The sequence below is a fragment of the Enorma shizhengliae genome (genome assembly GCF_009676995.1).
Taxonomy (GTDB): Bacteria; Actinomycetota; Coriobacteriia; order Coriobacteriales; family Coriobacteriaceae; genus Enorma; species Enorma massiliensis.
This window is the reverse complement of sequence record NZ_VTFZ01000007.1, coordinates 104,694-128,653: the sequence shown is the minus strand read 5'-3', so window position 1 is coordinate 128,653 and position 23,960 is coordinate 104,694. Positions and strand designations below refer to the sequence as shown.

General features: G+C 60.6%; 21 protein-coding genes. All 21 read right to left on the bottom strand.

The window, feature by feature from the left end; genetic code table 11:
- Positions 1-268: 268 nt before the first annotated feature.
- Entirely contained in the window at positions 269-1,333 is a 1,065-nt protein-coding gene (gene ispG, locus GJE22_RS06520; protein ID WP_144688471.1) for a flavodoxin-dependent (E)-4-hydroxy-3-methylbut-2-enyl-diphosphate synthase, read from the bottom strand.
- A gap of 16 nt (positions 1,334-1,349) precedes the next feature.
- Positions 1,350-2,717 carry a M50 family metallopeptidase gene (locus GJE22_RS06515; protein ID WP_144688469.1) on the bottom strand — a complete coding sequence of 456 codons (1,368 nt, stop codon included), beginning with the start codon at positions 2,715-2,717 and terminating at the stop codon, positions 1,350-1,352.
- 12 nt (positions 2,718-2,729) lie between these two features.
- Positions 2,730-3,908 (bottom strand): 1-deoxy-D-xylulose-5-phosphate reductoisomerase, encoded by a 1,179-nt coding sequence (gene dxr / locus GJE22_RS06510; protein ID WP_144688467.1) that lies wholly within the window; start codon positions 3,906-3,908, stop codon positions 2,730-2,732.
- The gene (locus GJE22_RS06505) at positions 3,908-4,699 is read right to left on the bottom strand and encodes a phosphatidate cytidylyltransferase (protein WP_407923529.1); all 792 of its coding nucleotides are present in this window, start codon (positions 4,697-4,699) and stop codon (positions 3,908-3,910) included. The genes dxr and GJE22_RS06505 overlap by 1 nt, the downstream gene beginning before the upstream one ends.
- Positions 4,700-4,775: 76 nt before the next feature.
- Positions 4,776-5,567 (bottom strand): isoprenyl transferase, encoded by a 792-nt coding sequence (locus GJE22_RS06500; RefSeq protein WP_186297434.1) that lies wholly within the window; start codon positions 5,565-5,567, stop codon positions 4,776-4,778.
- A 10-nt stretch (positions 5,568-5,577) separates the two neighbouring features.
- Positions 5,578-6,111, bottom strand: a complete 534-nt coding sequence (gene frr, locus GJE22_RS06495; protein ID WP_144688462.1) for a ribosome recycling factor — start codon at positions 6,109-6,111, stop codon at positions 5,578-5,580.
- A gap of 2 nt (positions 6,112-6,113) precedes the next feature.
- Complete coding sequence (pyrH, locus tag GJE22_RS06490) at positions 6,114-6,836, bottom strand: UMP kinase (protein WP_019128339.1); 723 nt, start codon at positions 6,834-6,836, stop codon at positions 6,114-6,116.
- A 215-nt stretch (positions 6,837-7,051) separates the two neighbouring features.
- On the bottom strand, positions 7,052-7,924 hold the full coding sequence (gene tsf / locus GJE22_RS06485) for a translation elongation factor Ts (RefSeq protein WP_144688461.1): 873 nt from the start codon (positions 7,922-7,924) through the stop codon (positions 7,052-7,054).
- 96 nt (positions 7,925-8,020) lie between these two features.
- A complete protein-coding gene (rpsB, locus tag GJE22_RS06480; RefSeq protein WP_144688459.1) occupies positions 8,021-8,809 on the bottom strand; it encodes a 30S ribosomal protein S2 in 789 nt (262 codons plus the stop codon).
- Positions 8,810-9,104: 295 nt separating this feature from the next.
- Positions 9,105-10,076 carry a tyrosine recombinase XerC gene (locus GJE22_RS06475; RefSeq protein WP_235895838.1) on the bottom strand — a complete coding sequence of 324 codons (972 nt, stop codon included), beginning with the start codon at positions 10,074-10,076 and terminating at the stop codon, positions 9,105-9,107.
- Positions 10,073-11,416 (bottom strand): methylenetetrahydrofolate--tRNA-(uracil(54)-C(5))-methyltransferase (FADH(2)-oxidizing) TrmFO, encoded by a 1,344-nt coding sequence (gene trmFO, locus GJE22_RS06470; protein WP_144688458.1) that lies wholly within the window; start codon positions 11,414-11,416, stop codon positions 10,073-10,075. The genes GJE22_RS06475 and trmFO overlap by 4 nt, the downstream gene beginning before the upstream one ends.
- Before the next feature lie 10 nt (positions 11,417-11,426).
- Positions 11,427-12,380 (bottom strand): DNA-processing protein DprA, encoded by a 954-nt coding sequence (locus GJE22_RS06465; protein ID WP_235895837.1) that lies wholly within the window; start codon positions 12,378-12,380, stop codon positions 11,427-11,429.
- Positions 12,377-13,885: a YifB family Mg chelatase-like AAA ATPase gene (locus tag GJE22_RS06460; RefSeq protein ID WP_144688456.1), complete on the bottom strand. Its 1,509-nt coding sequence runs from the start codon at positions 13,883-13,885 to the stop codon at positions 12,377-12,379. Before GJE22_RS06460 ends, GJE22_RS06465 begins: the two co-directional genes overlap by 4 nt.
- Positions 13,882-14,337: a YraN family protein gene (locus GJE22_RS06455; RefSeq protein ID WP_235895836.1), complete on the bottom strand. Its 456-nt coding sequence runs from the start codon at positions 14,335-14,337 to the stop codon at positions 13,882-13,884. Before GJE22_RS06455 ends, GJE22_RS06460 begins: the two co-directional genes overlap by 4 nt.
- Before the next feature lie 165 nt (positions 14,338-14,502).
- A complete protein-coding gene (locus tag GJE22_RS06450) occupies positions 14,503-15,291 on the bottom strand; it encodes a ribonuclease HII (protein WP_144688453.1) in 789 nt (262 codons plus the stop codon).
- A 171-nt stretch (positions 15,292-15,462) separates the two neighbouring features.
- A complete protein-coding gene (rplS, locus tag GJE22_RS06445) occupies positions 15,463-15,804 on the bottom strand; it encodes a 50S ribosomal protein L19 (RefSeq protein WP_019128348.1) in 342 nt (113 codons plus the stop codon).
- A gap of 136 nt (positions 15,805-15,940) precedes the next feature.
- The gene (gene ppdK, locus GJE22_RS06440; protein WP_144688452.1) at positions 15,941-18,682 is read right to left on the bottom strand and encodes a pyruvate, phosphate dikinase; all 2,742 of its coding nucleotides are present in this window, start codon (positions 18,680-18,682) and stop codon (positions 15,941-15,943) included.
- A 240-nt stretch (positions 18,683-18,922) separates the two neighbouring features.
- Entirely contained in the window at positions 18,923-19,756 is an 834-nt protein-coding gene (locus GJE22_RS06435) for a pyruvate, water dikinase regulatory protein (RefSeq protein WP_144688450.1), read from the bottom strand.
- Between the two features lie 549 nt (positions 19,757-20,305).
- Positions 20,306-22,402, bottom strand: a complete 2,097-nt coding sequence (gene glyS / locus GJE22_RS06430) for a glycine--tRNA ligase subunit beta (RefSeq protein WP_144688448.1) — start codon at positions 22,400-22,402, stop codon at positions 20,306-20,308.
- On the bottom strand, positions 22,403-23,317 hold the full coding sequence (locus GJE22_RS06425; RefSeq protein WP_019128351.1) for a glycine--tRNA ligase subunit alpha: 915 nt from the start codon (positions 23,315-23,317) through the stop codon (positions 22,403-22,405).
- A 77-nt stretch (positions 23,318-23,394) separates the two neighbouring features.
- The gene (lepB, locus tag GJE22_RS06420) at positions 23,395-23,955 is read right to left on the bottom strand and encodes a signal peptidase I (protein WP_144688446.1); all 561 of its coding nucleotides are present in this window, start codon (positions 23,953-23,955) and stop codon (positions 23,395-23,397) included.
- Positions 23,956-23,960 lie beyond the last annotated feature (5 nt).

Sequence of the window (23,960 nt, the reverse complement as noted above, 5' to 3'; positions counted from 1 at the left end):
AGGGGCCGTACCCCAAGGAGGAGCGCGCGCCCTCCGCCCCGTTCGCGCCCTTTATCCCATATTCGCGTCTACGGGTAAAGAAGCGCGGCCACTGCGCGAGAAGTGGCAACTTCAATATAGGAGGAGGGGCGAATAACCGCAGAACCCGTTACCGCCGGGTGCACGACACCGTTTGTTTCTGAGCGATTCCGCAGCCATTCAGCAAGGCTGAATGGCGAGGACCAGCGAAGAAATAAACGGTGTCGTGCACCCGGTCAGCAACTTCGCCTTACAGCTTCTCGATTTCCTCCATGAGCGCGTCAACAATCTGGCTCTCGGGAATCTTGCGCACCGGTTTTCCATGCTTGAAGAGCAGGGCGCTCCCCTTTCCACATGCAACACCCACATCTGCATCGGATGCTTCGCCAGGTCCGTTTACCACGCAGCCCATCACGGCAACCGAAATGGGCTTCTCGCACGTGCGGAGGCGCTTCTCAACCTCTTGGGCAATGGGGATGAGGTCGACCTGGGTTCGGCCGCAGGTTGGGCAGGAAACGAGCTCGGGCCCGCGTCGACGTATGCCAAGGCACTGCAGGATGCCCCAGGCTACCGGCGGCTCCTCGGTTGGATCGGCTGTCAGCGAGACGCGAAGGGTGTCGCCGATGCTTTCAGCAAGAAGCACGCCGAGCCCCACGGAACTCTTTATGGTGCCCTGCTGAACGGTTCCCGCCTCAGTGACTCCAATGTGAAGCGGAATATGAGGAAGCTCACGCGAAAGCGCCCGATAGGTCTCGATCGTCGTCGGCACACTATGGGCCTTGGCAGAGAGCACGATGTCTTTGAAGCCGCGTGCCTCGAAATGCTCGACAAAGCGGAGCGACGAGGCAACGAGTTTCTCGGGCTGCGTGAGGTCGTCGCGAGATGCAAGGTCCTCTTCTAGCGATCCGGCGTTCACGCCGATGCGAATGGCTGCCCCGGCAGCACCTGCGGCATCGATGACAGCATCAACCTTTTCCCAGGAACCGATGTTGCCGGGGTTGATTCTCAGCTTCGCCGCGCCGGCGTCAACCGCGGCGATGGCGAGGCGATAATCGAAATGGATGTCGGCGATGATGGGAACCGGAGAGGCGTCGCATATTGCTTTGAAGCTGTCGATGGCGGCACGGTTGGGAAGCGTGACGCGAACGACGTCGCAGCCCCCGTCGGCGAGTGCGCGAATCTGGTTGAGCGTGGCCTCGGTATCTGAGGTGGGCGTACAGGTCATCGACTGGACAACCACAGGCGCTCCCCCACCGATTTGCACCGATCCGACCATGACCGGGCGCGTAAGCTCACGCGGAAGCGACGTAGGCATACTCGAAGCCTCCCTGCTACAGAATGAACCGAATGATGTCGTTGCGAAGGACGAAGACGAAGAGCGCGAGGAACAAAGCGACGCCCACATAAGAGATCGCGGACTGCACGTTCAGGGGAACCTCACGCCTCGTGACCGCCTGGATGATCTCGATGATGAGCTTGCCGCCATCGAGCGGTGGTATGGGCAAGAGATTCATCAAGCCGAGTGAGAACGATATCAGGGCAGCGAGCATGAGGAATGTCGTGGGGCCTTGCGCCGCGGCTTGGGCCGACATGACGGATATGCCAACGATCGAGGTTGTGTTTTCGAGCATCTCCATCGTGTGCTGCGGGTTAAAGAGGTCGAGGATGGAGCGCGCGGTTTCCACCACGTAGCTTATCGAGAGGCGCGCGGAATCAACCGGATTGAGACGTACGACCTGGGTGGGGATGCCGATGCCAAGCATCTCCCCCTCTTCGAGCTCGATCGTAGCAGAATGCTGGTCTTCGTTTTGAATGAAGGTTATCTCAAAAGAGCCGGTGCCCGCAGCGCTCTGAATTGCGTTGTAGACATCTGTCCAGGTCTGCGTCTCGACGCCGTCGATAGATATGATCTCGTCGCCGGGCATAAGGCCGGCAGCCTCTGCGGCGGAGCCAACCTCAACGGATCCGACGATGTTCTCGTCGACGGTGACCTCGACGCCCACGAGCGAATAGATGCTCATGAGCAGCAAAAGCCCGGTGATAAGGTTCACGAGGATGCCGGCGACGAGCATGAAGGCCCGCGGCCAGAAACCTTTTCCGCTATACGTGCGGGATTTTTCGAGCTCAAAGAAGGCGTTCTCGTCCATCGGGGGCTGCCAGGGCTCACCCTCGCGCGTGGCATGAGCGCGGTCGAAGCGCCGTCCATCAAATATCGTCGCACCCTTCGCGTCGCGTGAAACTGCGGCGAAGGCCGAGGGGTACGAGTCATCGAGATTCGAGTCTTCTGATGCGGTGTCGCGTGCAGGCGCGATAGAACCCCATTCCATGAGCTGCATGCATGCCTCGAGCGCTTCGTCTTCGGTGCAATCGAGTTCCCGGGCGATGTCGCCAAGCGTCGCAATACCACGACGATGCACAAACGTAAGCACGGCGGGAGCCACAGGGCTGGACGTAGGGTCCATGCCGCAGATCATCGCGTAGCCTCCGAGCAGGATCGGCGTGATGCCGAACTTCGTGCCTATGCGCTTCGAGGTGTAGCTCAAATTTAAACGGCACGGCAGACCCAGGAAGTATTCTGTAACGCGGACCCCGCATGCTCGGGCGGCGAGAAAATGCCCGCCCTCGTGAAGAAATACGAGCGCAGAGAGCAGCAAAAGGCCCCAGAACGCGGTGGTTACCACCTGAACGAGTGTATCCATATCCTCGCTTTCCTATGAGCGGGCAAGCGCTTTGAGCGCATGGGCAGTAAAGGAGCGCGCCCATGCATCCACATCGCGAAGCTGCTCGATCGACTCGGCCTCTTCGCGCACATGCGCGTCGAGCGCGCGCTCAACAAGGCAGGCGATGTCGGTAAACGAGCATTCGTCGTTAAGGAGCGCATGCACGGCAACTTCGTTAGCAGCGTTGAGCACGCAAGGATACGTACCCCCTTCGATGCCGGCGCGCTCGGCGAGGGCGAGGCATCGGAATGTCTCCATATCCGGTGCGCCGAAGGAGAGGGAGGCGATCTCGCGGAAGTCGACTCGACTGCATGGCGCATCCCAGCGGTTGGGGTACGAAAAGGCATACTGAATGGGAATTCGCATGTCGGACGCGCCGAGTTGGGCGATAACAGAACCATCCTCGTATTCCACCATCGAGTGGATCTTGGATTCGCGCTGTATAAGCACGGTGATTTGTTCCATGGGTACGCCAAAGAGGTGCATCGCCTCGATGCGCTCAAGGCCCTTGTTCATCAGCGTGGCAGAGTCGATGGTAATCTTCGGGCCCATCGACCAGGTCGGATGACGAAGTGCGTCGGCGGCCGTTATACCTGCGAGCTCATCGTGCGTGCGGCCGTAGAACGGCCCACCTGAGCAGGTGAGCCAGATGGCGTGGATGGGGTTGCGCTCCTCCCCCACCAAGCATTGGAAAATCGCGCTATGCTCAGAGTCAACGGGAAGCATCTGGCCCGGCCGCGCAAGCGGCATGAGCACGTCACCGCCCACCACGAGCGATTCCTTGTTGGCGAGTGCGAGACGCTTTCCGGAGCGCAGTGTCTCATAGCTCGCCGTAAGGCCAGCAGCGCCGACAACGGCATTAAGCACGCAATCGACATCGTCCCGAACAACGATATGAGCAAGGGCATCCGCGCCGAACAGGAGCTCGGTTCCCTTAGGAAGTTCAGCCAAGATGGGATCCGTTGCGTGTGAGGAATCGGTCACAGCAACACAAGCCACATGATGTGTACGGGCAGCGTCTACGAGCTCTTTCGTCTTGCCATGCGCTGAGAGGGCGACGACCTCAAGAAGATCTGAATGTTGCGCGCAAACATCGAGAGCCTGGCGACCGATTGAACCAGTGCATCCAAGAATCGCTACCCGAAGCTTGGGATCGTCAGATTGAGGCATTACAGCACACCTCCGATGACGAGGATGAGTTCTGCCGTTATGCAGCCAAAGATGAGGGAATCGCAGCGATCGAGCATGCCGCCGTGACCGGGGATTAGGTTGCCGGAGTCTTTGACCCCCACACCGCGCTTGAGGCGGGATTCTATGAGGTCGCCGAACACGCCAAGGATGGCAACGGCGATGCCACATCCAAGCGCGAAGAAGATATTGAGGCGATAGAAGCCCGTAGCGAACAAGATGAGCCATACGATGATAGACCCTGCAATACCGCCGACGAAACCCTCCCAGGTTTTGTTGGGGCTGATGCGCGGAGCCATCTTATGACGCCCGATTGCGCGGCCAACGAGGTAGGCAAAGGAGTCCGAAACCCAGAGCGACGCACAGACCCCGACCGTGAGGAGCGCTCCCGGAAAGCCCGGAACGGCGTCGCGGAGCAACACGATGGCAGATAGCATGAAACCGGTATACAGCGGTCCCATGAGCGTCGCGGCGACATCGGCTATGCGGGTGCGCGGGGAATAGACGTACCAGAGCCCCACGGCGAGGATGAGCAAGAAGATCAACGCCGACAGATACATGGACTCACCGAGCGCGGCGATAGGAAACAGAAATGCCGCGACATTGCCCAAAAGCTCATTGGGGACCTTGCCGTCGCGCTTAATCATCTGGAAGAACTCATGACTTGAAAGAACGCTGATAAGCGCAACAAAGACAGCAGTTGATATGGATCCAAAGAGGATGCTGCCGATAAACAGGCCGACGTACACCAAGCCGGAGATAACGCGCGTCACAAGGCCGGTGAACGCGGGAGATGCTTGCGCACCCTCCTGTTCGGCAGGAGCGGAGGAGGAAGGACGGGTGCTCACGCTACGCCTCCTTCTCATGGATGCCGCCGAACCTGCGGTCGCGGCCCTGGAAGGATAGGACCGCATCGAGCAGCTCCCATCGGTTGAAGTCGGGCCAATACGTGCGCGTGATGTAGAACTCGGAATAGGCGGCTTGCCAAAGGAGGTAGTTCGAGAGGCGCAGTTCGCCCGACGTGCGGATGATGAGTTCTGGATCGGGAAGCCCGGCGGTATAGAGCTTGCCCGCAACAGCGGCTTCGTCGATCTGACTCGGATCGAGGCGTCCGGCGGCAACATCCTCAGCGAGGAGCCGGGCCGCCCGCGCGAGCTCGGCACGCGCGCCATAGTTCACCGCGAGCGCGAGGACCATGCCGGTGTGCGTTGACGTCTCCTTAAGGCCGTATTCAAAAACCTCGCGGGTGCGCTTGGGGAGGGCGGAGATGTCGCCCAGGAAGACCACGCGAACGTTTTCGCGTTTGAGTAACGGCAATTCATCAACGAACGTCTGCGCGAACAGGTGCATGAGCAGGTTCACTTCCTGCTTGGGGCGCTTCCAGTTCTCCGTGGAGAACGCATAGGCGGAGAGCACCTCAACGCCCAAGCGCACGCAAGCCGTGATGATCTCGCGCAGCGAGACGATACCGGCCTTGTGGCCTTCACCACGGCCAAGGCCACGCGAGGTGGCCCAGCGGCCGTTGCCGTCCATGATGCAGGAGACGTGGCGGGGAATACGCGTGCGATCGAGCGCATCGAGCTCAAGTCCCGCCGGCGGGTTCGCGAAGAAAGTCTCAAACGTTGAGTCGTCGTAATCCACGTTCTGCACGCTAAATCTCCATGACCTCGGCTTCTTTAGCCTTCAGCATCTCATCGATCTTCTTGATGTAGGCATCGGTGTGCTTCTGCACCTTAGCCTGCTCGCGACGGACGTCATCCTCGGAAAGCTCTTCGTTCCGCTCGATCTTGCCGTTCTCGTCGCGGCGGATGTTACGAATCGACACGCGCGCCTGCTCGGCGAGCTCGCGGCACTCCTTCACGAGCTCACGACGGCGCTCCTCCGTAGGCGCCGGGAACGGGAGACGTACGACGGTGCCGTCGGTCGAGGGCGTGATGCCAAGGTCGGAAGCGTTGATGGCGTGAACGATGGCGTTCAGGACCGACTTGTCCCAAGGCTCGACCATGAGCATGTGCGCTTCGGGGACCTTGACCGCGGCAACCTGCGTGATGGGCGTGGCCACACCGTAATAATCGATGGTGATATCGGAAAGGATGTTCGCGTTCGCGCGGCCCGTGCGGACCTTGGCGAACTCATGGGACAGGCTCTCGAGGCTCTTGTCCATGCGGTCGGTGATCTGTGCCATTGTTAGTCCTCCTCAACGACGACGGTGCCGATGGGCTCGCCCGCAAGAGCGCGCTTGATGGTGTCTTCGCCCTCGATGTTGAGGACGATGATGGGCATGTTGTTATCCTGGCAGAGTGCGGTGGCGGTGGTGTCCATAACCTGCAAGCCGCGGACAAGCACCTCGTGGTATGAAATGGTATCGAAGCGGACGGCATCGTCGTTCTTGACGGGATCCTTATCGTAGATGCCGTTGACCTTCGTTGCCTTGATAAGGCAGTCGGCATCGATCTCGCAGGCGCGCAATGCGGCGGCGGTGTCGGTGGTGAAGTACGGGTTACCCGAGCCCGCGGCGAAAATGACCACATCGCCCTTCTCAAGGTGATGCATAGCACGGCGGCGGATATACGGTTCGCAAACCTCGTTCATCTGGATGGCGCTCATCACGCGGCACTCGCACCCGGCGCGCTCGAAGGCGTCCTGCAGAGCAAGTGCGTTCATGACGGTGGCGAGCATACCCATATAATCGGCCTGCGCACGGTCCATGCCCTTGGCGGCACCGGCCATGCCTCGGAAGATATTGCCGCCGCCCACAACGACGCCAACTTCAATGCCGTCGTTGCGAAGATCGGCAACCTGGTGCGCCAGGCGGTCGGTCACCGCAGGGTCGATGCCGTAGACGCCCTCACCCATGAGTGCTTCGCCGGATAATTTAAGCAGTACGCGCTTGTAACGATAGCCGGACAAGAGGATCCTCCTTTGAGTCGTACCTTACGACATTCTAACAAAGTGGGCTACGGTAATGTGCAAGGAGAGCACGCTTCCAGAATGCAACAGATGGGGAATTGCATTGAATGGTCATCCTGAATGGTTCTCGCAACCTTCACTGAACCGAATTACAAAAATCGAGCCCGGCTCGCTAAGAGACCGGGCTCGATAGAAAGCAAAACAGGCGTCTGTGCTTACGCGTCGGCGCGGGAGATGCGGTCGAAGCCAACGATGCGGATCTCGTCGCCGGTCTCCTTGGAAACCTTGGCGGCGTACTGCGCGATCGTCATGTCGGCATCCTTGACGAAAGCCTGCTCGGTGAGCACCTGCTCCTTGTAGAACTTCTCAAGGCGGCCAGTGGCAATCTTCTCCTGGATGGCCTCGGGCTTGCCAGACTCAGCGGCCTGGGCCTTGTAGATGCTCATCTCGTGCTCGATGGTCTCGGCCGGGACGTCCTCGCGAACGGCGCAGATCGGCGCGACGGCGGCAACCTGAAGGCACACGTCGTGAGCGAAGGTCTTGAAGGCCTCGTTCTGCGCGGTCTCGGCGTTGTTGAAGGCGAACTCAACAAGAACGCCGATCTTGCCGCCCATGTGCACGTAGCTGGAAACCGCACCGTTTACGGCCTTGCGTGCGGCGAAGCGGGTGATCTTCATGTTCTCGCCCATGGTGTGGATGAGCTCGGTGAGTGCAGACTCAACGGTCTCGCCCTCCAGGGACTCCTTGAGGAGCGCATCGACATCAGCAGGGTTCGTCTCGGAGACAACCTGGGCAACGGCGGCGGCAAAACCGGTGAACTTGGGGTTGGAGCCCACAAAGTCGGTCTCGCAGGCAACCTCGCAGAGAGCACCGGCGGTAGCATCATCGGAAACGAAAGCGCCTACGGCACCCTCGTTGGTCTCGCGGCCGGCCTTCTTGGCGGCAGCGGCAAGACCGTTCTTGCGGAGGATGTCAACAGCGGCATCCATGTCGCCGTCAGCCTCGACGAGCGCCTTCTTGCACTCCATCATGGGGGAATCGGTCATCTCGCGGAGCTGCTTGACCTGGGCGGCAGTAATGTTGGCCATCATGGCCCCTTTCTCTAGAAATGCCCTTGTTTACTAAGGATTGCAAACATCGGGGGCGCCTGTATGACGTACGCCCCCGATCGATTCCGGGTGTGCCTACTCGGCAGGAGCAGCCTTGACGGTCTCGGCCTCGGCAACGGGGGCCTCCTCGGCGGGAAGCTCGGAGGCAGCCATCTCGGCCTCGGTCACCTCGGGCTTGTTGCTGCCGGCGATGCAGGCGTCGGCCATGAGCTCGCACATGAGGGTGACGGAAGAAATGGCATCATCGTTGCAGGGGATGCCGATGCCCAGCTCGGTGACCTCGTCGGGGTCGGAGTTGGTGTCGAGCAGAGCGATGACGGGGATGTTGAGGCGGCGAGCCTCCTTGATGGCGTTCTCCTCGCGCTTGGTGTCGATGACGAAGAGCGCGGCGGGAAGACCCTTGAGGTCGCGAGCGCCACCGAGGTTGGCCTGGAGCTTAGCGAGCTCCTTTCCGAGCACCGACTGCTCCTTCTTGCCGCGAAGAGCCATGCTGCCGTCGGCAACCATGCCCTCGAGTTCCTCCATGCGGTTGATGCGGGAGCGGATGGTCACGAAGTTGGTGAGCATGCCGCCGAGCCAACGCTGGTTGATGTAGGGCATGCCGCAGCGCTCGGCAGCGTTCTTCACGGCCTCCTGAGCCTGCTTCTTGGTGCCCACGAAGAGGATCTTGCCAGACTTCGCGGTGTTGCGCAGGAAGGTGTAGGCCTGGTCGGCGTTGATGATGGTCTGCTTGAGGTCGAGGATGTACATACCGTTGCGCTCGCCGAAGATGTACGGCTTCATCTTCGGGTTCCAACGATGGGTCTGGTGACCAAAGTGGCAGCCAGCCTCGAGCAGGGTGCGGATCGTAATCTTGGTAGCCATGATAACCTCCTGTGGTTTGCCTCCGCGCGGGGTCAGCCCTCCCCTGCCACCCGGGTTTGTGCTACCGGCACCCGGGCACCACGGCGGGAAAGTAGCCGCGCGTGTGTGATGGTACTGCTGCCGAATCGGCAACGTTCAGCATGATAGCAGGTGCGCGCTGCGTTTCCAACCACAAATCGAAACTCCACCTGATTCCATCTGCCCGTATGTGAAAACGCAGGCGAGCGGTTATATGCGACGGGAATCGACGTGCACCGAATCTTGAGACGGTCTATCTACCTGGCGCAACGAGCGGCTATGCATCGGCGCGCGGGTGGGCTTGCATAACGGCCGATTTCAGGCGATCGGGTGTGAGATGGGTGTAGAGCGTCGTGGTAGAAAGGCTTGCATGGCCCAGAAGCTCCTGGACGCTCCTCAGATCTGCTCCGCCAGCGAGAAGGTCCGTAGCGAAGGTGTGGCGCATCACATGCGGCGTGATATCGGCCGGTAAGCCGGCCTCGCGGCACAGCTTATGAAACCGGTACCTCAGGGCGTTTGCATCCATGCGGTTTCCTCGCGTGGATAGAAAGAGCGGCCCATCAACGCGCTTCATCGCTGCCGAATCGCTTGAGGCTCGTACTAGAAGAGGTCGAGCGTCATCGATATAGGTACGGGTCGCATCGAGGGCGCGGCGATAGACGGGAACGATGCGCTCCTTCGAGCCCTTTCCGAAGAGGCGAACCGTCTTGGTCGTCCAATCGAAGTCCGCGATATCGATGTGCGACAGCTCTGAGATACGCGCACCCGTTGCGTAGAACAGCTCGAGCATCGCGGCATCGCGCATGCCAGAGGGGGTCGACGTGTCGGGAGCGGCCAAAAGCCGCTGCATCTCGGTGGAGGACACCGTTTTGGGGAGAGAACGCGGCATCTTCGGCATCTGCACGAGCGATGCGGCGTCGGTATCTACGATGCCCTCTGCATGGACCCATTGAAAAAACGACCGCACGGCAGAAAGGTGCGCCGCGATGGTGCGCGTCGCATACGAGGCACGGTTGAGATAGGCGAGATATCCGCGAAGGTCGTGGATATCCGGTTCGAGCGCGTTGACGCTCTTCCGCGCGCACCATCGCCCGTAAGCTTCAAGATGGCCTTCGTACGCGCGAACCGTTTCGGGCGAAAACCCCTCAACGCGCGCGATGTAGGCGATGAACGCATCGAGCGCTTCGAGGAAGTCGCGAGAAGGCTCCATGGCCCCGTCGTGTGTAGCCTCGTTTGCAAGCGCGGTCATCGAGATGCGCCCTTCATGGGAAACAGCTCGTCTCTCGTGGCAAGATAGGCTTCGAAATCGGCGAGCGCTCGGTCCGCATAGGCGCGATATCGATCCCGCTTGCCACGCCGCACCCCATCTTCAAGCGACGGAACAAGTCCGAAGTTCACATGCATGGGCTGGTAGTCCTCGGTTGCAGGATCGGTCGCATAGGCAACGAGCGCGCCTAGGGCACCCGTTTTGGGAAGCGCTACCGGAGCTGCGCCGATAAGGTCGGCATAGGTGTTGAGGGCTGCCAAAAGACCAGAGGCGATGGCCTCGGTATACCCTTCGGTGCCGGTTATCTGCCCAGCCAATCGTACCTGTGTCCCCGGAACGGCAAAGGTGGAATCGAGCACATGGGGCGCATCGACAAACGTGTTGCGGTGCATGACGCCATAGCGGAAGAACTCGGCGTTTTGGAGGCCCGGAACCATGTGGAACACGCGTTTCTGTTCTCCGAAGGTGAGGTTCGTCTGGAAGCCTACGAGGTTATAGGCGGTGCCCTCGCGATTCTCCGCACGAAGCTGAAGGGCGGCCCAAGGACGGCGTCCCGTGCGCGGATCAGTTAGGCCAACAGGCTTCATCGCGCCGAAGCGAAGGGCATCTCGACCGGTTCGCGCAACTTCCTCCGCTGGCTGGCAGGCTTGGAACAGCCCACCGTGTTCAAAATCCTTGAGCACCACACGGTCTGCCGTAACGAGGGCGTCGATAAATGCCTCGTACTCATCCTTCGTGAAGGGGGCGTTCAGGTAGTCGCCAACTTCAGCTTCCCCATAGCGGGATTGTCGGAACAGCACGGAGCAATCGAGCGATTCGGCGTCCACGATGGGCGCCGCAGCATCGAAGAACGAGAGCGACGACCCGCCGACGAGCTCGAGCACGGCCTCGCTCAGCGCGGGTGAGCAGAGAGGGCCCGCTGCTATGACAACCCTGCCCGTGGGTATCGTTGTCACTTCCTCGCGCACCAGCTCGATGAGCTCTTCGTTTCCCACTTTCTCCTCAACAAGGGAGGAAAACGCCTCGCGGTCTACCGCAAGCGCGCCGCCGGCTGGCACGGACGCTGCGTTGGCGCACTGCAGAAGCTCTGAGCCCATGCGCGCAAGCTCTTCCTTCAAGAGCCCCGCGGCGCTGTCGATTCGGGTGGCCTTCAGTGAGTTCGAGCACACGAGCTCAGCGAGGCCATCGGTACGATGTGCGGGGGAATTCGTGTGGGGCCGCATCTCAAAGAGCTTCACGGGTACGCCGCGCTTAGCAAGTTGCAGCGCGCACTCGCATCCCGCGAGACCTCCGCCTACTACGATGACGGGATCAAAAGGCATAGATGGCTCCTTAACGTTGGTTGCTTGACCCATCATTTTGACCGATTGCCGTCATTGCGTGAAGGACTTCCTTGGTGAGCGCATACCGTCCATCAATGAGCTGCTCAACGCGCCCCGATATCATGAGGTCGCTGAGGAATTCAAGGCAGCCGCGTGCATCGAGTCCAGCAAGCCGCGCTATATCCTCTGAGCGCATCGGGCTTGCGGCCAAAGCACGCAGGACGCGTTGCTCGCGCGGGTCGGCAGACTCCACTTCGCGGAGAGGCTCATGCGGATGCCGGAGCACGCCGAAAATGCGTGACAGCGCGATTTCGAGCGACTCCTCATCGGTAATGCAGCATGCTCCTACGCTGATGAGATAATTCGCGCCGCGAGATTCGGGAGAGAAAACCGACCCGGGCGCAACAAGCACTTCTCTTCCAAGCTCCATAGCCGCCTCTGCGGTGCTGAAGGTACCGGAAGGCATGCCAGCCTCTCCAATGAACACCGCCTCCGAGAGCGCTGCGATAACACGATTCCGCTGCGGAAAGAGGAAGCGCTGAGGCTTCGTTCCCCAAGGCGCTATCGAGACTACCGCGCCCCCGGCTTCTAAGGTTTTGTCGATAAGATCTCTGCTGGAAGAGGGATAGATAACGTCGGCACCGCATCCCAGCACGACCACATGGACGCCCCCGCAGGCAAGCGCCTTCATACCGGCAGCCTGGTCGCATCCTATGGCGCCCCCGGATACAACCGTGATGCCGGCTTCCACCGCAAGCTCGGCGGCGAGCTCAGTGAGTGCTATGCCGTAGGGCGTCGGCCTCCTCGTACCGACGATTGCGATGGCTGGGCCCTGCAGGGCTTCAGGGTTTCCGAGCATATACAGTCGTTTTGGGGCGTTGGCTAGGTCGAGAACTCCAGGTGGATAGCCGTCGGAACCACGCTCGATGGCAATGCGAGAAGCTTTCACGGTTGGCCCCATCATGCGTTCCTCCTCCCTTGAAACATAGATGCCTCGAGAACGTGGGGGCGCCGGACGCATGCCGATTCATCCATATCCGCAACCGTTCGAGCTATCCGGCAAAGGCGCTTGATGCCGCGGCCGGTAAGCTTGTTGCATTGAGATAGCCCCACGAGAGCATCCTCTGCATCGCGATCCAGATGGAAGGCAGCAATGGCCCTATCGAGCGATGTTCGACACGCTGTGGAAGCAGGTTCGGTATCGTTTCTCCGTTCCAGGGCGAACGCTCTCCCGGTCGCGACCATAGCGGAAAGCCCTTCTGAATCCATGCCCTCGGCGCCCTCGATGATGAGCGATGGATCGGGCCTGCAAACATCGAGTACGATGTCGATGCGGTCGATAAGAGGTCCAGCGAGTTTAGACCGATAGCGTTCGATGGCGGTGGCCGAGCACGTGCACGCCACTTCGCGATCGCCAAGGTAACCACAGGGGCATGGGTTGCTTGCCGCAATCAGTTGGAATCGGCTGGGAAAGATGTACATACCGTCGGCTCGAACGATGCGAACCACCCCTTCCTCGAGTGGCTGACGGAGCATCTGCAGGACGCCGGAAGGGAATTCCGCGAGCTCATCTAGAAAGAGGCATCCACCGTGTGCCAAGCTGATCTCGCCCGGGCGCACGGGTCGCCCTCCCCCAACGAGCCCGGCGGCAGATATGCTGTGATGCGGGCTACGGAAAGGCCGGTCGCCTGCCAAAAGGCCTGAGATGTCCTCCCCTGCTACCGAGTGAATGCAGAGCGCTTCCTGTTGATCAGCCTGCGTGAGCTTAGGGAGAATCGTTGTCATGCGTCGTGCGAGCATGGTTTTACCTGAGCCCGGTGCGCCGATCATGAGCAAGCCGAGGTCGCCTGCGGCGGCGATAGCAAGCCCCCTTTTCGCAACCTCTTGACCTACCACATCGGCATAGTCGTGCTTCATTTCCAAAGGTGGCCGATCGAGTTCCAGGTCACAGCGATGAATCGCGTCGCGAACGCCCATCCTAAGACGCGCGATGTTATCGAGCTCAAACCGGGCCGCCTCAAAGAGCCCCTGATGGGGAGAGGACGGGCCCTCGATGAGCGTAAGGTGCGTGTCGCGAGCAAGCACCTGGTAGGCAATCTCACCCTTTACGGGGCATACCGAGCCATCAAGTGCGAGTTCCCCAACGAAGAGACAGCTGTCGAGGTCGTTTACAGGTATTTGGCCAGAGAGGGCAAGCACGGCGACCGCGATGGGAAGGTCGAGGCCCGTTCCAGACTTTCGCATGTCGCTCGGAGCGAGGTTGATCGTGATGCTCTTTTTAGGGACCTCGAATCCAACGCTTCTCAATGCGCACCGCATACGGCTTCGCGCCTCGAGCACTGATGAATCAGCCATGCCCACAATCGAGATGCTCGGAAGGCCGCCGCCCATGGAGACCTCGACGGTGACGGGCACCGCCTCGACACCTCGGATGCACGCCGCATGCACTGCATACACCGGGGCGCTCATCGGTCTGCTTCCCATGCGAACACATCGAAGTAATGTTCGATGATGGCTTCCGTCTCGGATGTAACCGATATGCCGATCACATCAAACCGCAAGGATAGAACGGGAAAGCGATCCATGAGATAGCAGGACGCGATGCGTCGATACCTCTCTCGCTTCCTTCGATCTACGGCGGCCTCAGGCTCCGCAGAGCAGGGTTCGTGCACGCGTCGTGTTTTAACCTCCACCAATACGATGACATCTTCGTCGGGATCGTAGGCTATGAGGTCCGCTTCGCCCTCAGGACACCGATACCCCTGTTCAAGAACCTCGTAACCGCGATGGTCAAGGTAGCTCGCGGCAATGAGCTCGCCTAGATTGCCAAGCTCTTTGGCGGTAAACTCGTCAACATGTTCACCTTCGGCCATGTCGGTAAGATCGTATGCCGAACGGAGGGTTCCCTCTACTGCACCCATGGTTGCTCCTTCCCCTAGCGGTAGAAGCATCGTCTCCCATGGAACAGGTCAATAATTCCTTTGAAGCTGACACATCACGGAACAGAAGCTGAACAGAATCTAAACAGGCGCCTCTCCGACGCAGCGTATGGGCAACGCAGCATGCGCAACCGTTTATAGCGCTGGTTAGAAGAGGCTCTCAGTTTCCAAGAAGTTCCCACAGAAGCTCACGCGGTGCTCTTCGGTCAGACCATGGGCCTTGATCGCAGCAATATGCTCAGGAGATGCATAACCCTTCGATTCGGCGAGGTGATAATCGGGATACAGGGCATCGAGCTCGACCATATGCGCGTCGCGCGTCACCTTGGCAACAATCGAGGCGGCAGCGATGCAGGCCACGCGCGCGTCGCCATGAACAACATCGCGTTCATGGTCTACCGCCCCAAGAGGATTTCCATCCATCAGCACGCAGTCGGGCGTAAGCCCGGTATCGGCGACGGCGCCTGCAACGGCACGGCGCAGCGCCGATGCCATGCCGATGCGATCGATTTCCGCGGCCGGAATATGGCAGAACCCTATAGCAACTGCAACCTGTGCTATCTCTTCTGCCAAACGCTCCCTTCGCGCTGGGGTGAGCTTCTTCGAATCGTTGAGCCCCCAGATGCGCGGGCGCTCCGGCAAACAGACGGCGCAGACCGTAAGCGGCCCTGCCACCGATCCACGCCCCACCTCGTCCACGCCAACGACGACGCCCGGGCCACCGAGCTCTGCCATCTCTGCATACATCGCGTCGACGCGCTCGCGCTCGGCGCGCTCGCGATCCAAGCGCCGCTCTGCGCGAGCGAGAGCAGACTGGACTTGCTTGCGCGGGTCGTCGCGATACCGTTCAATCAGGGCGGGAAGCTCCTCAAGCGCTGCGCTTCCCAGCACGGCGGCAACCTCGGAAGCGGATCGCGAGCTCACTTGATTGGCCATCATTTACTCCCTTGGAACGACTGCGCGCCACCGCTGGATACGTTGCGCCGTCTGACGGGCGGATTCGCGCGCTTGTGGTTATCGCAACGGCTCTCAGATAGGAAACACTGGTCATAGACGAAAAGGGCCGCCTGCAATGAGACGGCCCTAGAGGTGCATCTGTGCTGAGAATTAGCGCTTCTCGGGAATGCGAGCAGCCTTGCCCACCTTGTCGCGCAGATAGTAAAGCTTGGCGCGACGCACGCGGCCGTGACGCACGACCTCGAGCTTGGCGATCTTGGGGCTGTGAAGCGGGAAGGTACGCTCGACGCCCACGCCGAAGGAGATCTTGCGAACGGTGAAGGTCTCACGGGAGGAGCCACCGCTCATGCGGATAACGTCACCCTGGAAGACCTGGACACGCTCACGGTCGCCTTCCTTGATGCGATAGTGAACCTTGACGTTGTCGCCGACGCGGACCTGCGGGATGTCCTCGCGGATCTGCTGGCGCTCGATTGCGCGGATGTAGTCCATTTCAATTCCTTACTCTTCTAGAGGTGCCGCACGCGTACGCCGGCACGTAGGTTGGCAAACGGGCTTAATTATACGCAATGTGCAGCAGGTCGCAAGCCCCTTTTTTCCTTCAAGAAACGTCTACGCACCCCTTCGCCTACCGGATCGCAAGCTTCGCATGGGCGGCGGCAAGCCGTGCGACCGGAACACGGTAGGGCGAGCAGCTTACGTAGTCAACGCCTGCGATATTGAAGAGCTGTGAGATCGATGCAGGGTCGCCTCCATGTTCGCCACAGACACCGAATGTCATGCCAGGGTGCGCTGCGCGCGCTTTCGAAACCGCCATGCGCACGAACTCGAGAACGGCGCTATCGATGGTTTCAAACGGATTAGCGGTCAGGAGCTTTTGATGGAGGTATGCGGGGATGAATTTCGCCTCCGCGTCGTCACGCGAAAATCCGAACGTCGTCTGCGTGAGGTCGTTCGTGCCGAAGCAGAAGAAGTCGGCGTGCGGGGCGATTTCATCGGCGGTAAGGCATGCGCGCGGAAGCTCAAGCATGGTGCCGATGGGTATATCCAGCGCAACGCCAAACGCAGACTCCACTTCATGGATGACGCGTTCGGCAATCGACCGCATCTGGATGTGTTCGGACGCAACCGATACGAGCGGAACCATGATCTCAGGACGTGGGCTGAGCCCCTCGTCGCGTATGAGCGTCGCCGCGGCGGTCGCGATGGCACGGACCTGCATGAGCGGTAGGTCAGGGAACGCGAAGGACAGGCGTACGCCTCGCAGTCCCAGCATCGGGTTGGATTCTGCCATGGCATCGATTCGGCGGAGCCGTGCTCGAAGCAAGCTGAGCTCGTCTTGCGGGGCACCTTCCGCTTCGCGGCGCGCGAGAGCTACGGCAAGCTCTCGAGGATCGTCCAGGAACTCGTGAAGCGGCGGGTCGATGAGGCGCACCACGACGTCACGTCTATCCATGGTGCGGAACATCTCGACAAAGTCGCTCGTTTGCACCTGGAGCAGCTCTTCCAAGGCCCTGCTCCGTTCTTGCGCCTCCTCGCTCAGGATATACGTTTGGATGATGTTCTTGCGCTCACCGAGGAACATATGCTCCGTGCGGCAAAGACCGATCGCCTCAGCCCCGAAGTCAAGCGCGAGGGAGGCGTCTTCTGGATTATCCGCGTTGACCCGCACGTGGTACGGATGCGAGCTACCCTCTTGCAAGCGAATCTCGTCAGCCCATCCGAGGACCATCTCGAGGTCGCCGGTCAGTTCTGCGCGCGTGAGAGGCATGGCGCCGAGAACCACGATTCCCTCGCCACCGTCAATGGAAATGAGGTCTCCCTCGTGCAGCACCACGTCGGAGCCGTCGATGCGGACCTCCTTGGCCTTGGCATCGATATGGAAGGCCTCGACGCCGCAGACGCAGGGCGTGCCCATGCCGCGCGCGATCACGGCGGCGTGGCTCGTTTTCCCGCCGTGGCTGGTCAGGATGCCCTCCGCAGCTACCATGCCCTTAAGATCATCTGGATTCGTTTCCCAGCGCACGAGAATGACCGGATGGCCCTCGCTCGAACGCTTGACGGCGTCATCGGAGCTGAACACGATCTCGCCCACCGCGGCGCCAGGGCTCGCATTCAATCCGCGCGCCAGTACCTCAAACGAGGCCGTGGTATCGAGCTGCGGATGGAGGAGCTGATCGAGCTGGCTGGGATCGATGCGCTTTACTGCCGTTTCGCGGTCGATGAGGCCCTCTTCAACCATCTCGATAGCGATGCGGAGCGCCGCTCGGGCGGTGCGCTTGCCGGAGCGGGTCTGCAGCATCCAGAGTTTGCCTTGCTCAATGGTGAACTCAATGTCGCACATGTCATGGTAGTGGTTCTCGAGGATCACAAAGATGCGCTCCAGATCCTCAGCCGCCTGCGCGAGCGCTGGGTACGTTGCCATATCTTGGATGGGCTGGGTGTTGCGGATGCCTGCGACGACGTCCTCACCCTGCGCGTTCACGAGGAAGTCGCCATAGCGCTCACGCTCGCCTGTTGCGGGGTTGCGCGTGAAGGCGACACCCGTAGCCGAGCTCTCGCCCTTGTTGCCGTAGGCCATGGCCTGCACGTTGACGGCTGTGCCAAGGCTATCGGAGATGCCATGCTGCTTACGATAGATCGAGGCGCGTTCGTTCATCCAGCTTCCGAAGACAGCTTCGATGGCAAGCTTGAGCTGAACCTTCGGATCCTGCGGGAAGACGACGCGGCCATCTTGCATGAGCTCAGGGTGAGCCTCAGGGTCCACATGCGTGCAGAAGATCTGCTTGAACTCTTCAACGAGCTCATGGAGCGTAGATGCGCTCAGCTCCGAATCGGTGCGGACTCCCGCCATGAGGCGCTTTTCGGTCAGCGCGTTCTCGAACAGATCCGCGTCGATTCCCATCACCACGTTTGAGAACATCTGGATGAAGCGTCGGTAGGAATCCCAGACGAAGTGCTCGTCGGCCGTCTGCGTGATGAGACCCTGAGCCGATGCGTCGGTAAGGCCAAGGTTGAGCACCGTGTCCATCATGCCCGGCATGGAAAATGGCGCACCTGAGCGTACGGAAACTAACAGTGGGTCGGTTGGATCTCCTAAACGCTTTCCCATACGCGCCTCAAGGTCCTGCACCGCATCAGCAATCTCGTCCAGGGCGCCTTCGGGCCACGTGTCGCCGGCACCGGTGTAGTCCGTGCAGGTCTGGCACGTGATGGTGAATCCCCCCGGCACAGGCAGGCCGATCCGGCACATCTCAGCAAGGTTTGCGCCCTTGCCTCCGAGCACGTAGTTCATGCTCGCACGGCCCTCCGTCACGTCGTTTCCAGCGGCATCTGTGCCAAACCGGTAGACGCGCTTCACATCGTTCACGATGCTCCCCCTTTCGGCAGCGCATGGCTGCGTATCGTGGTACGACTGAGCACATACTGCTCAGGCGTAGTATCCGATGCGCAGGCCGGGGAGCTGTGCAGACTGCGCGGACTCCGGTAGTCGGCTGCGATTATGCGGTAAGTGGTCGCTTAAGTGGATATGGTATGAAGATACCAGTTAGTGTCATCCCAGCTTATGAAGGGTGTATGAAGCGGTGATTGCAAGCATGTTTCATACGGCTTATGCATTTCTCGTCAAAAGTATGCGATTAACACGCTCGATAATCTCGGTTGCCGACTCCTCGATCGCCTTGCCATCTGTATGGACTACAAAGCATCCGAGACGCTTCATGAGGGAGCGAGCATAAGCGAATTCCAGCTCGATAGATGTGGGATCCGCATAGGAGCCCGCAACTGATTGCGCCAGTGTGGTGCCAAGGCGTTGGGCCCGGATGGGGGCTATGGCTTCCATCGTCGTTACGAGCCCGAAGATACGTGCGGGATCGACCTCAAACAGCGCCTGCGGGGGCTCCATCTGGGGTGCAAGCGGGATATTCGCCACGCGATACCCCTGTAGCGCCAGGTACATGGAAAGCGGCGTCTTGGACGTACGGGACACGCCGATGAGCACGATATCGGCTTCGGAGAGGTCGTCCGCTCCCCTGCCGTCGTCATGCTCGACGGCGTATTCCATGCAGGCGATGCGTTGGAAGTAGTGTTCATCGGTACGATGGATGATACCGGGGATGCCTTTGGGCGCGAGCCCGGTGAGGGCTGCGATGGTGCCGATGGCTGGGCCGAGAAGGTCGATCGCAGGAACTCCGAGCTTGACCAACAAATCGGCGACATCCTTGCGAAGCTTGTCTTGGGCAATGGTGTGGAATGCGGCGATCTTCTTGCCCGCACTCAGCAAGGGTTCCAGATAGCTTTTCACCTGCCGCGCATCTTGAACGCGAGACAATCGTTCGATAGCCACGGCCCCTTCATCAAACTGACCTGCCGCCGCGAGCGCCACCGAAGCAGCGGTTTCACCCAGAGCATCGGATATCACAAGCACGGTCACGGGCTGGTTCATGGGGTACGCCTTTCTGTTGCCGAGCGATGCCAGATGCCACCATAACGTCACCTTGCCTCAATGTAACGAGACTCATGAAGCTGGACAAGAGCGTATCGGCGGGCGGCAAGGTCGCTCAGCCATGTTGTATCTAGAGTCGATGCGCGTTGCACAACGGTTTTTTGAATCTATGTGCTTGAAAGTGGATAGTTTCCGCCGTTTTGGTGGCTTACGTAGTGACGGTGAGCGATATGCGATCTGTGGAGCCGCCGCTTTCCAGGTCGTTTGAGCCCCGTATGCAAGCCAATCGTCGTCATTGCTGATGTGCAGCGGCTTCCAAAGCCTGCCGCAGCCAACAAAACGGCGGAAACTATCCAGAATTCTTCTGCTGAAGCAAAAAACGCCCCAGGGATTCGCTCCCAACATGAGTTGCAGGTATTTCTGTGCTAGACCACAGATCCGGCTGTCAGTAAGGGGCTGAACTGAACGTTCACCCATCGCTTATACGAGAGCGCCCCTGCTGCGGAGTTCTGCAGCAGGGGCGCTCGTAAACACTGTCGAAAAAGAGCGCTACTTCTTCTTTGCGAGCTCGCCGATGTTAGCGACGTCGGCGAAGACGGCGGCGAAGCGGTTGAGCAGGCGCAGACGGTTCTGGCGCAGCGCCTCGTCTTCGTCCATGACGAGCACCTCGTCGAAGAAGCGGTCGATGGGCTCGCGAAGCGATGCGAGCGCGCCGATCACCGCGGTGAAGTCTCCAGCGGCAAGCGCATCGGAAACCCGCTGCTGGGCCTGGTCGGTCGAGGTAAGCAAGTTCGCCTCTGCCTCACCTAGAAGCGCGGAATCAACCTCGACACCGAGCGATGCGTCGGCAAGGTGGCTCGCGCGGGCGTAGGCGGTTGCCAGGTTCTCGAAGGTCGCGGCATCGTTGGCGCGAGCGTCCTCGAGCGCATGAGCGAGCGCAAGATAGCTCGCCGGGACACGCACGGAGCCAGCGGAAACGGCAGCAACGACGTCCACGGAGACGCCCTCGTCGCGCGTCATCTGCTCCATACGGCCCTTGATGAAGGCGCAGACGGCAGCTTGAACCTCATCGGCATCGAACTGGATGCCCTGGGAAGCGTAGGAAGCGAGCGCGTGCGCGACGAGCTCCTCGTAGCCGCACCCCAGACGGCTGCGCAGGATGTTGAGCAGGCCGATAGCGGAGCGGCGAAGCGCGAAGGGATCCTTGGAACCGGTCGGGGGCTCACCGATCGCGAACATACCCGCAATGGTATCGAGCTTGTCGGACACGGCCACGATGCATCCGGCAATGCCCTCAGGAAGCTCGTCGCCGGCGAAGCGCGGGCGGTAGTGGTCGCGAATCGCAGCGGCAACGGCGTCGGTCTCGCCAGCGGCCTGTGCATAGTAACCGCCCATGACGCCCTGCTGGCTTGTGAACTCGACCACGGCGCTGGAGACGAGGTCGGCCTTGCAGAGGTGCGCGGCACGAACCGCGTCGGCGGTCACCACGGCATCGCAGCCGGCGGCGCGGGCAACTTCGCCGGCAAGGGCCTCGATGCGCTCGCTCTTCTGCAGCACGGTGCCAAGCTTCTCCTGGAAAACGACGCTCGCCAGGCGCTCGCGGAACTCCTCGAGCGAGACCTTGAGGTCCTCGTCGTAGAAGAACTTCGCATCGTACAGGCGGGCGCGGACCACGCGCTCGTTGCCGTCGATGATGGTGTCGGCGCACTCAGGGCGGCCGTTAGCCACGACCACGAACTCGCGGGTCAGCTGGCCTTCGGTGTCGTAGATAGGGAAATATCGCTGGTTGGAGAGCATGGACTCGCAGATGATCTCGTGCGGGACCTGCAGGAACTCTTCGTCGAAAGTTCCCACGACCACCGTCGGCCACTCGCAGAGGTTCACGACCTCATCGAGTACCTTCTTGGGCGTGTCCACATGGGCCCCACCGCGCTCTGCCTCGACCTGAGTGATGCCGGCAGCGATGACCTCGCGGCGGCGCTCCTCAGAAAGAACGCCGGCGGCTTCGAGTACCTGCTCGTAGACGGCGGGCTCTGCCACCTCGTGCTCACCCGGCCCGAGCACACGATGACCACGTGTGGTGTTCGCGCTCGTTACATCGGCATAATGAACGGGAATGACCTCGGTGCCCAGCAGCGCGCAGATCCAGCGGATAGGGCGCACGAAGGTCTCGTGCGTCGAGCCCCAGCGCTGGCTTCGGTAGTTGGGCCACTCGAGCCCAGCGATAATGCGCTCGCACAGGGCGGAAAGCAACGGCATCGCGGGAGCGGAAGGAATGTTGCGTTCGGCGAACACATAGGTGCGGCCATCGGTATCCTCGCGCTGCACAAGCTCAGCGGCGGTCATGCCGCACTTGCGAGCGAAGCCCTCGGCAGCCTTGGTGGGATTGCCGTCGGCATCGAAGGCGATGTTGGCCGCAGGGCCGCGCTTGACCTCATGCACCTCGTCCGTCGCCGTGGCAACAGCGTCAACCAGCACGGCCAGGCGGCGCGGCGAAGACACGACACGCACGGCGCCATGGGCCAGGCCGGCCTCGGTGAGGCCGCGCTCCATGAGCGGGCTAAGCTGCTTCACAGCGTTCATGAGCGGCGCGGACGGCATCTCCTCGGTGCCGATCTCGAATAGCAGGTCCTTGGTCTCGGCCATTTATGCCACCTCCCCTTCCCGGGCGTCGTCGTTTGCATCAGCACCAGCGACCTCGGCAAGGTAGGCCTCGCAGCAGGCCTTGGCCACGGTGCGCACGCGCAGGATGTAGTTCGCGCGCTCCACAGCGGAAAGCGCGCCACGCGCGTCAAGGATGTTGAAGGCGTGGCTGCACTTCATAACGCAGTCGTACGCCGGCAGCGGCAGCTTGGCATCCAGGCAGGAATGGCACTCGCGCTCGTAGTCGTCGAACTTCTGGCGCATCATGGGCACGTCGGCGACCTCGAAGTTGTACGCGCTGAACTCGCGCTCGTTCTCCAAGAAGACCTCGCCGTAGGTCATGGGCGTGCCATCGGGCAGATAGCTCCACACCAAGTCGTAGACGGAGTTCACGCCTTGCACGTACATGGCCAGGCGCTCAAGGCCATAGGTGATCTCGACGGGGACGGGGTCGACCTCGATGCCGCCCACCTGCTGGAAGTAGGTGAACTGCGTGACCTCCATGCCGTTCAGCCAGACCTCCCAGCCAAGGCCCCAGGCACCAAGCGTGGGGCTCTCCCAGTCGTCCTCGACGAAGCGAACATCGTGCTCAGCCGGATCGATGCCGATTGCTTTGAGCGAGTCGAGATAGAGCTCCTGGCTGTTCACCGGCGAGGGTTTGATGAGAACCTGGAACTGGTAGTAGTGCTGCATGCGGTTAGGGTTCTCGCCGTAGCGACCGTCGGCGGGACGGCGGCAAGGCTGCGCGTAGCAGGTGCGCCAAGGCTTAGGACCCAAGCTTCGCAGGGTCGTCGCGGTATGGAACGTACCGGCACCCACCTCGGAGTCGTACGGCTGCATGATGACGCATCCCTGCTCGCCCCAATAGCGTTGGAGCGAAAGGATGATGTCTTGGAAGGTACGAACGCTCGTGTCCATGCCTTGCCTACCCTTCTGGTTTCTGATGAATAGAAAGCTAAGATCGCGTTGAGGAAAGGTGCTGCGCCGGAGCTGGCTTACACCCCGCCCAACCGGTCAAAAGGCCAGTACCGGAAGAACACCACGGCAATGAGGTCGTCTTCGGGAACCGCGCCGAAATAACGTGAATCGGCGGAGTTCTCGCGGTTATCGCCCATAACCCACACGCAACCTTCTGGCACCGTATAGGGGAACCCAACTGAGACCCCTTCCGCCTGCGCCGCAAGCGGATAGCTGTCGCCTTGCGCATAGGCCTCAGAAAGCGGTTCGCCGTCTACGTACACCACGCCGCCCTGAAGGTCGACGGTCTGGCCCGCGGTCGCGATGACGCGCTTCACGAGGATATCGTGGTCCGAGCCGCCGTCGGGGTTACGGAAGACGACGATGTCGCCTTGGTTCACTCCCATCCCAAGGTTGATGGTGACCTTTTGAGCCAGCACCTGGTCGCCCACCTCGATCGTGGGCTCCATCGAGCCCGTGGGGACTCGGTAGGGTTCCACGACGAACCACCGGATGAAGATGAAGAACACGAAGACGAGCGCGAAGATGATGACCCACTCGAGGAGGCTCCTCACAAATGAATGCTGCTGCGGTACCACGGTTG

Coding starts and splice junctions, on each gene's coding strand:
- GJE22_RS06515 (WP_144688469.1), bottom strand. CDS start 2,717: ATGGATACACTCGTTCAGGTGGTAACCACCGCGTTCTGGGGCCTTTTG.
- GJE22_RS06455 (WP_235895836.1), bottom strand. CDS start 14,337: ATGGGTGCAGTAGAGGGAACCCTCCGTTCGGCATACGATCTTACCGAC.
- GJE22_RS06425 (WP_019128351.1), bottom strand. CDS start 23,317: ATGGACACGAGCGTTCGTACCTTCCAAGACATCATCCTTTCGCTCCAA.
- tsf (WP_144688461.1), bottom strand. CDS start 7,924: ATGGCCAACATTACTGCCGCCCAGGTCAAGCAGCTCCGCGAGATGACC.
- dxr (WP_144688467.1), bottom strand. CDS start 3,908: ATGCCTCAATCTGACGATCCCAAGCTTCGGGTAGCGATTCTTGGATGC.
- rpsB (WP_144688459.1), bottom strand. CDS start 8,809: ATGGCTACCAAGATTACGATCCGCACCCTGCTCGAGGCTGGCTGCCAC.
- frr (WP_144688462.1), bottom strand. CDS start 6,111: ATGGCACAGATCACCGACCGCATGGACAAGAGCCTCGAGAGCCTGTCC.
- GJE22_RS06465 (WP_235895837.1), bottom strand. CDS start 12,380: ATGATGGGGCCAACCGTGAAAGCTTCTCGCATTGCCATCGAGCGTGGT.
- GJE22_RS06460 (WP_144688456.1), bottom strand. CDS start 13,885: ATGAGCGCCCCGGTGTATGCAGTGCATGCGGCGTGCATCCGAGGTGTC.
- trmFO (WP_144688458.1), bottom strand. CDS start 11,416: ATGCCTTTTGATCCCGTCATCGTAGTAGGCGGAGGTCTCGCGGGATGC.
- rplS (WP_019128348.1), bottom strand. CDS start 15,804: ATGGACTACATCCGCGCAATCGAGCGCCAGCAGATCCGCGAGGACATC.
- ispG (WP_144688471.1), bottom strand. CDS start 1,333: ATGCCTACGTCGCTTCCGCGTGAGCTTACGCGCCCGGTCATGGTCGGA.
- glyS (WP_144688448.1), bottom strand. CDS start 22,402: ATGGCCGAGACCAAGGACCTGCTATTCGAGATCGGCACCGAGGAGATG.
- GJE22_RS06475 (WP_235895838.1), bottom strand. CDS start 10,076: ATGACCGCGCTTGCAAACGAGGCTACACACGACGGGGCCATGGAGCCT.
- GJE22_RS06450 (WP_144688453.1), bottom strand. CDS start 15,291: ATGGCCAATCAAGTGAGCTCGCGATCCGCTTCCGAGGTTGCCGCCGTG.
- GJE22_RS06435 (WP_144688450.1), bottom strand. CDS start 19,756: ATGAACCAGCCCGTGACCGTGCTTGTGATATCCGATGCTCTGGGTGAA.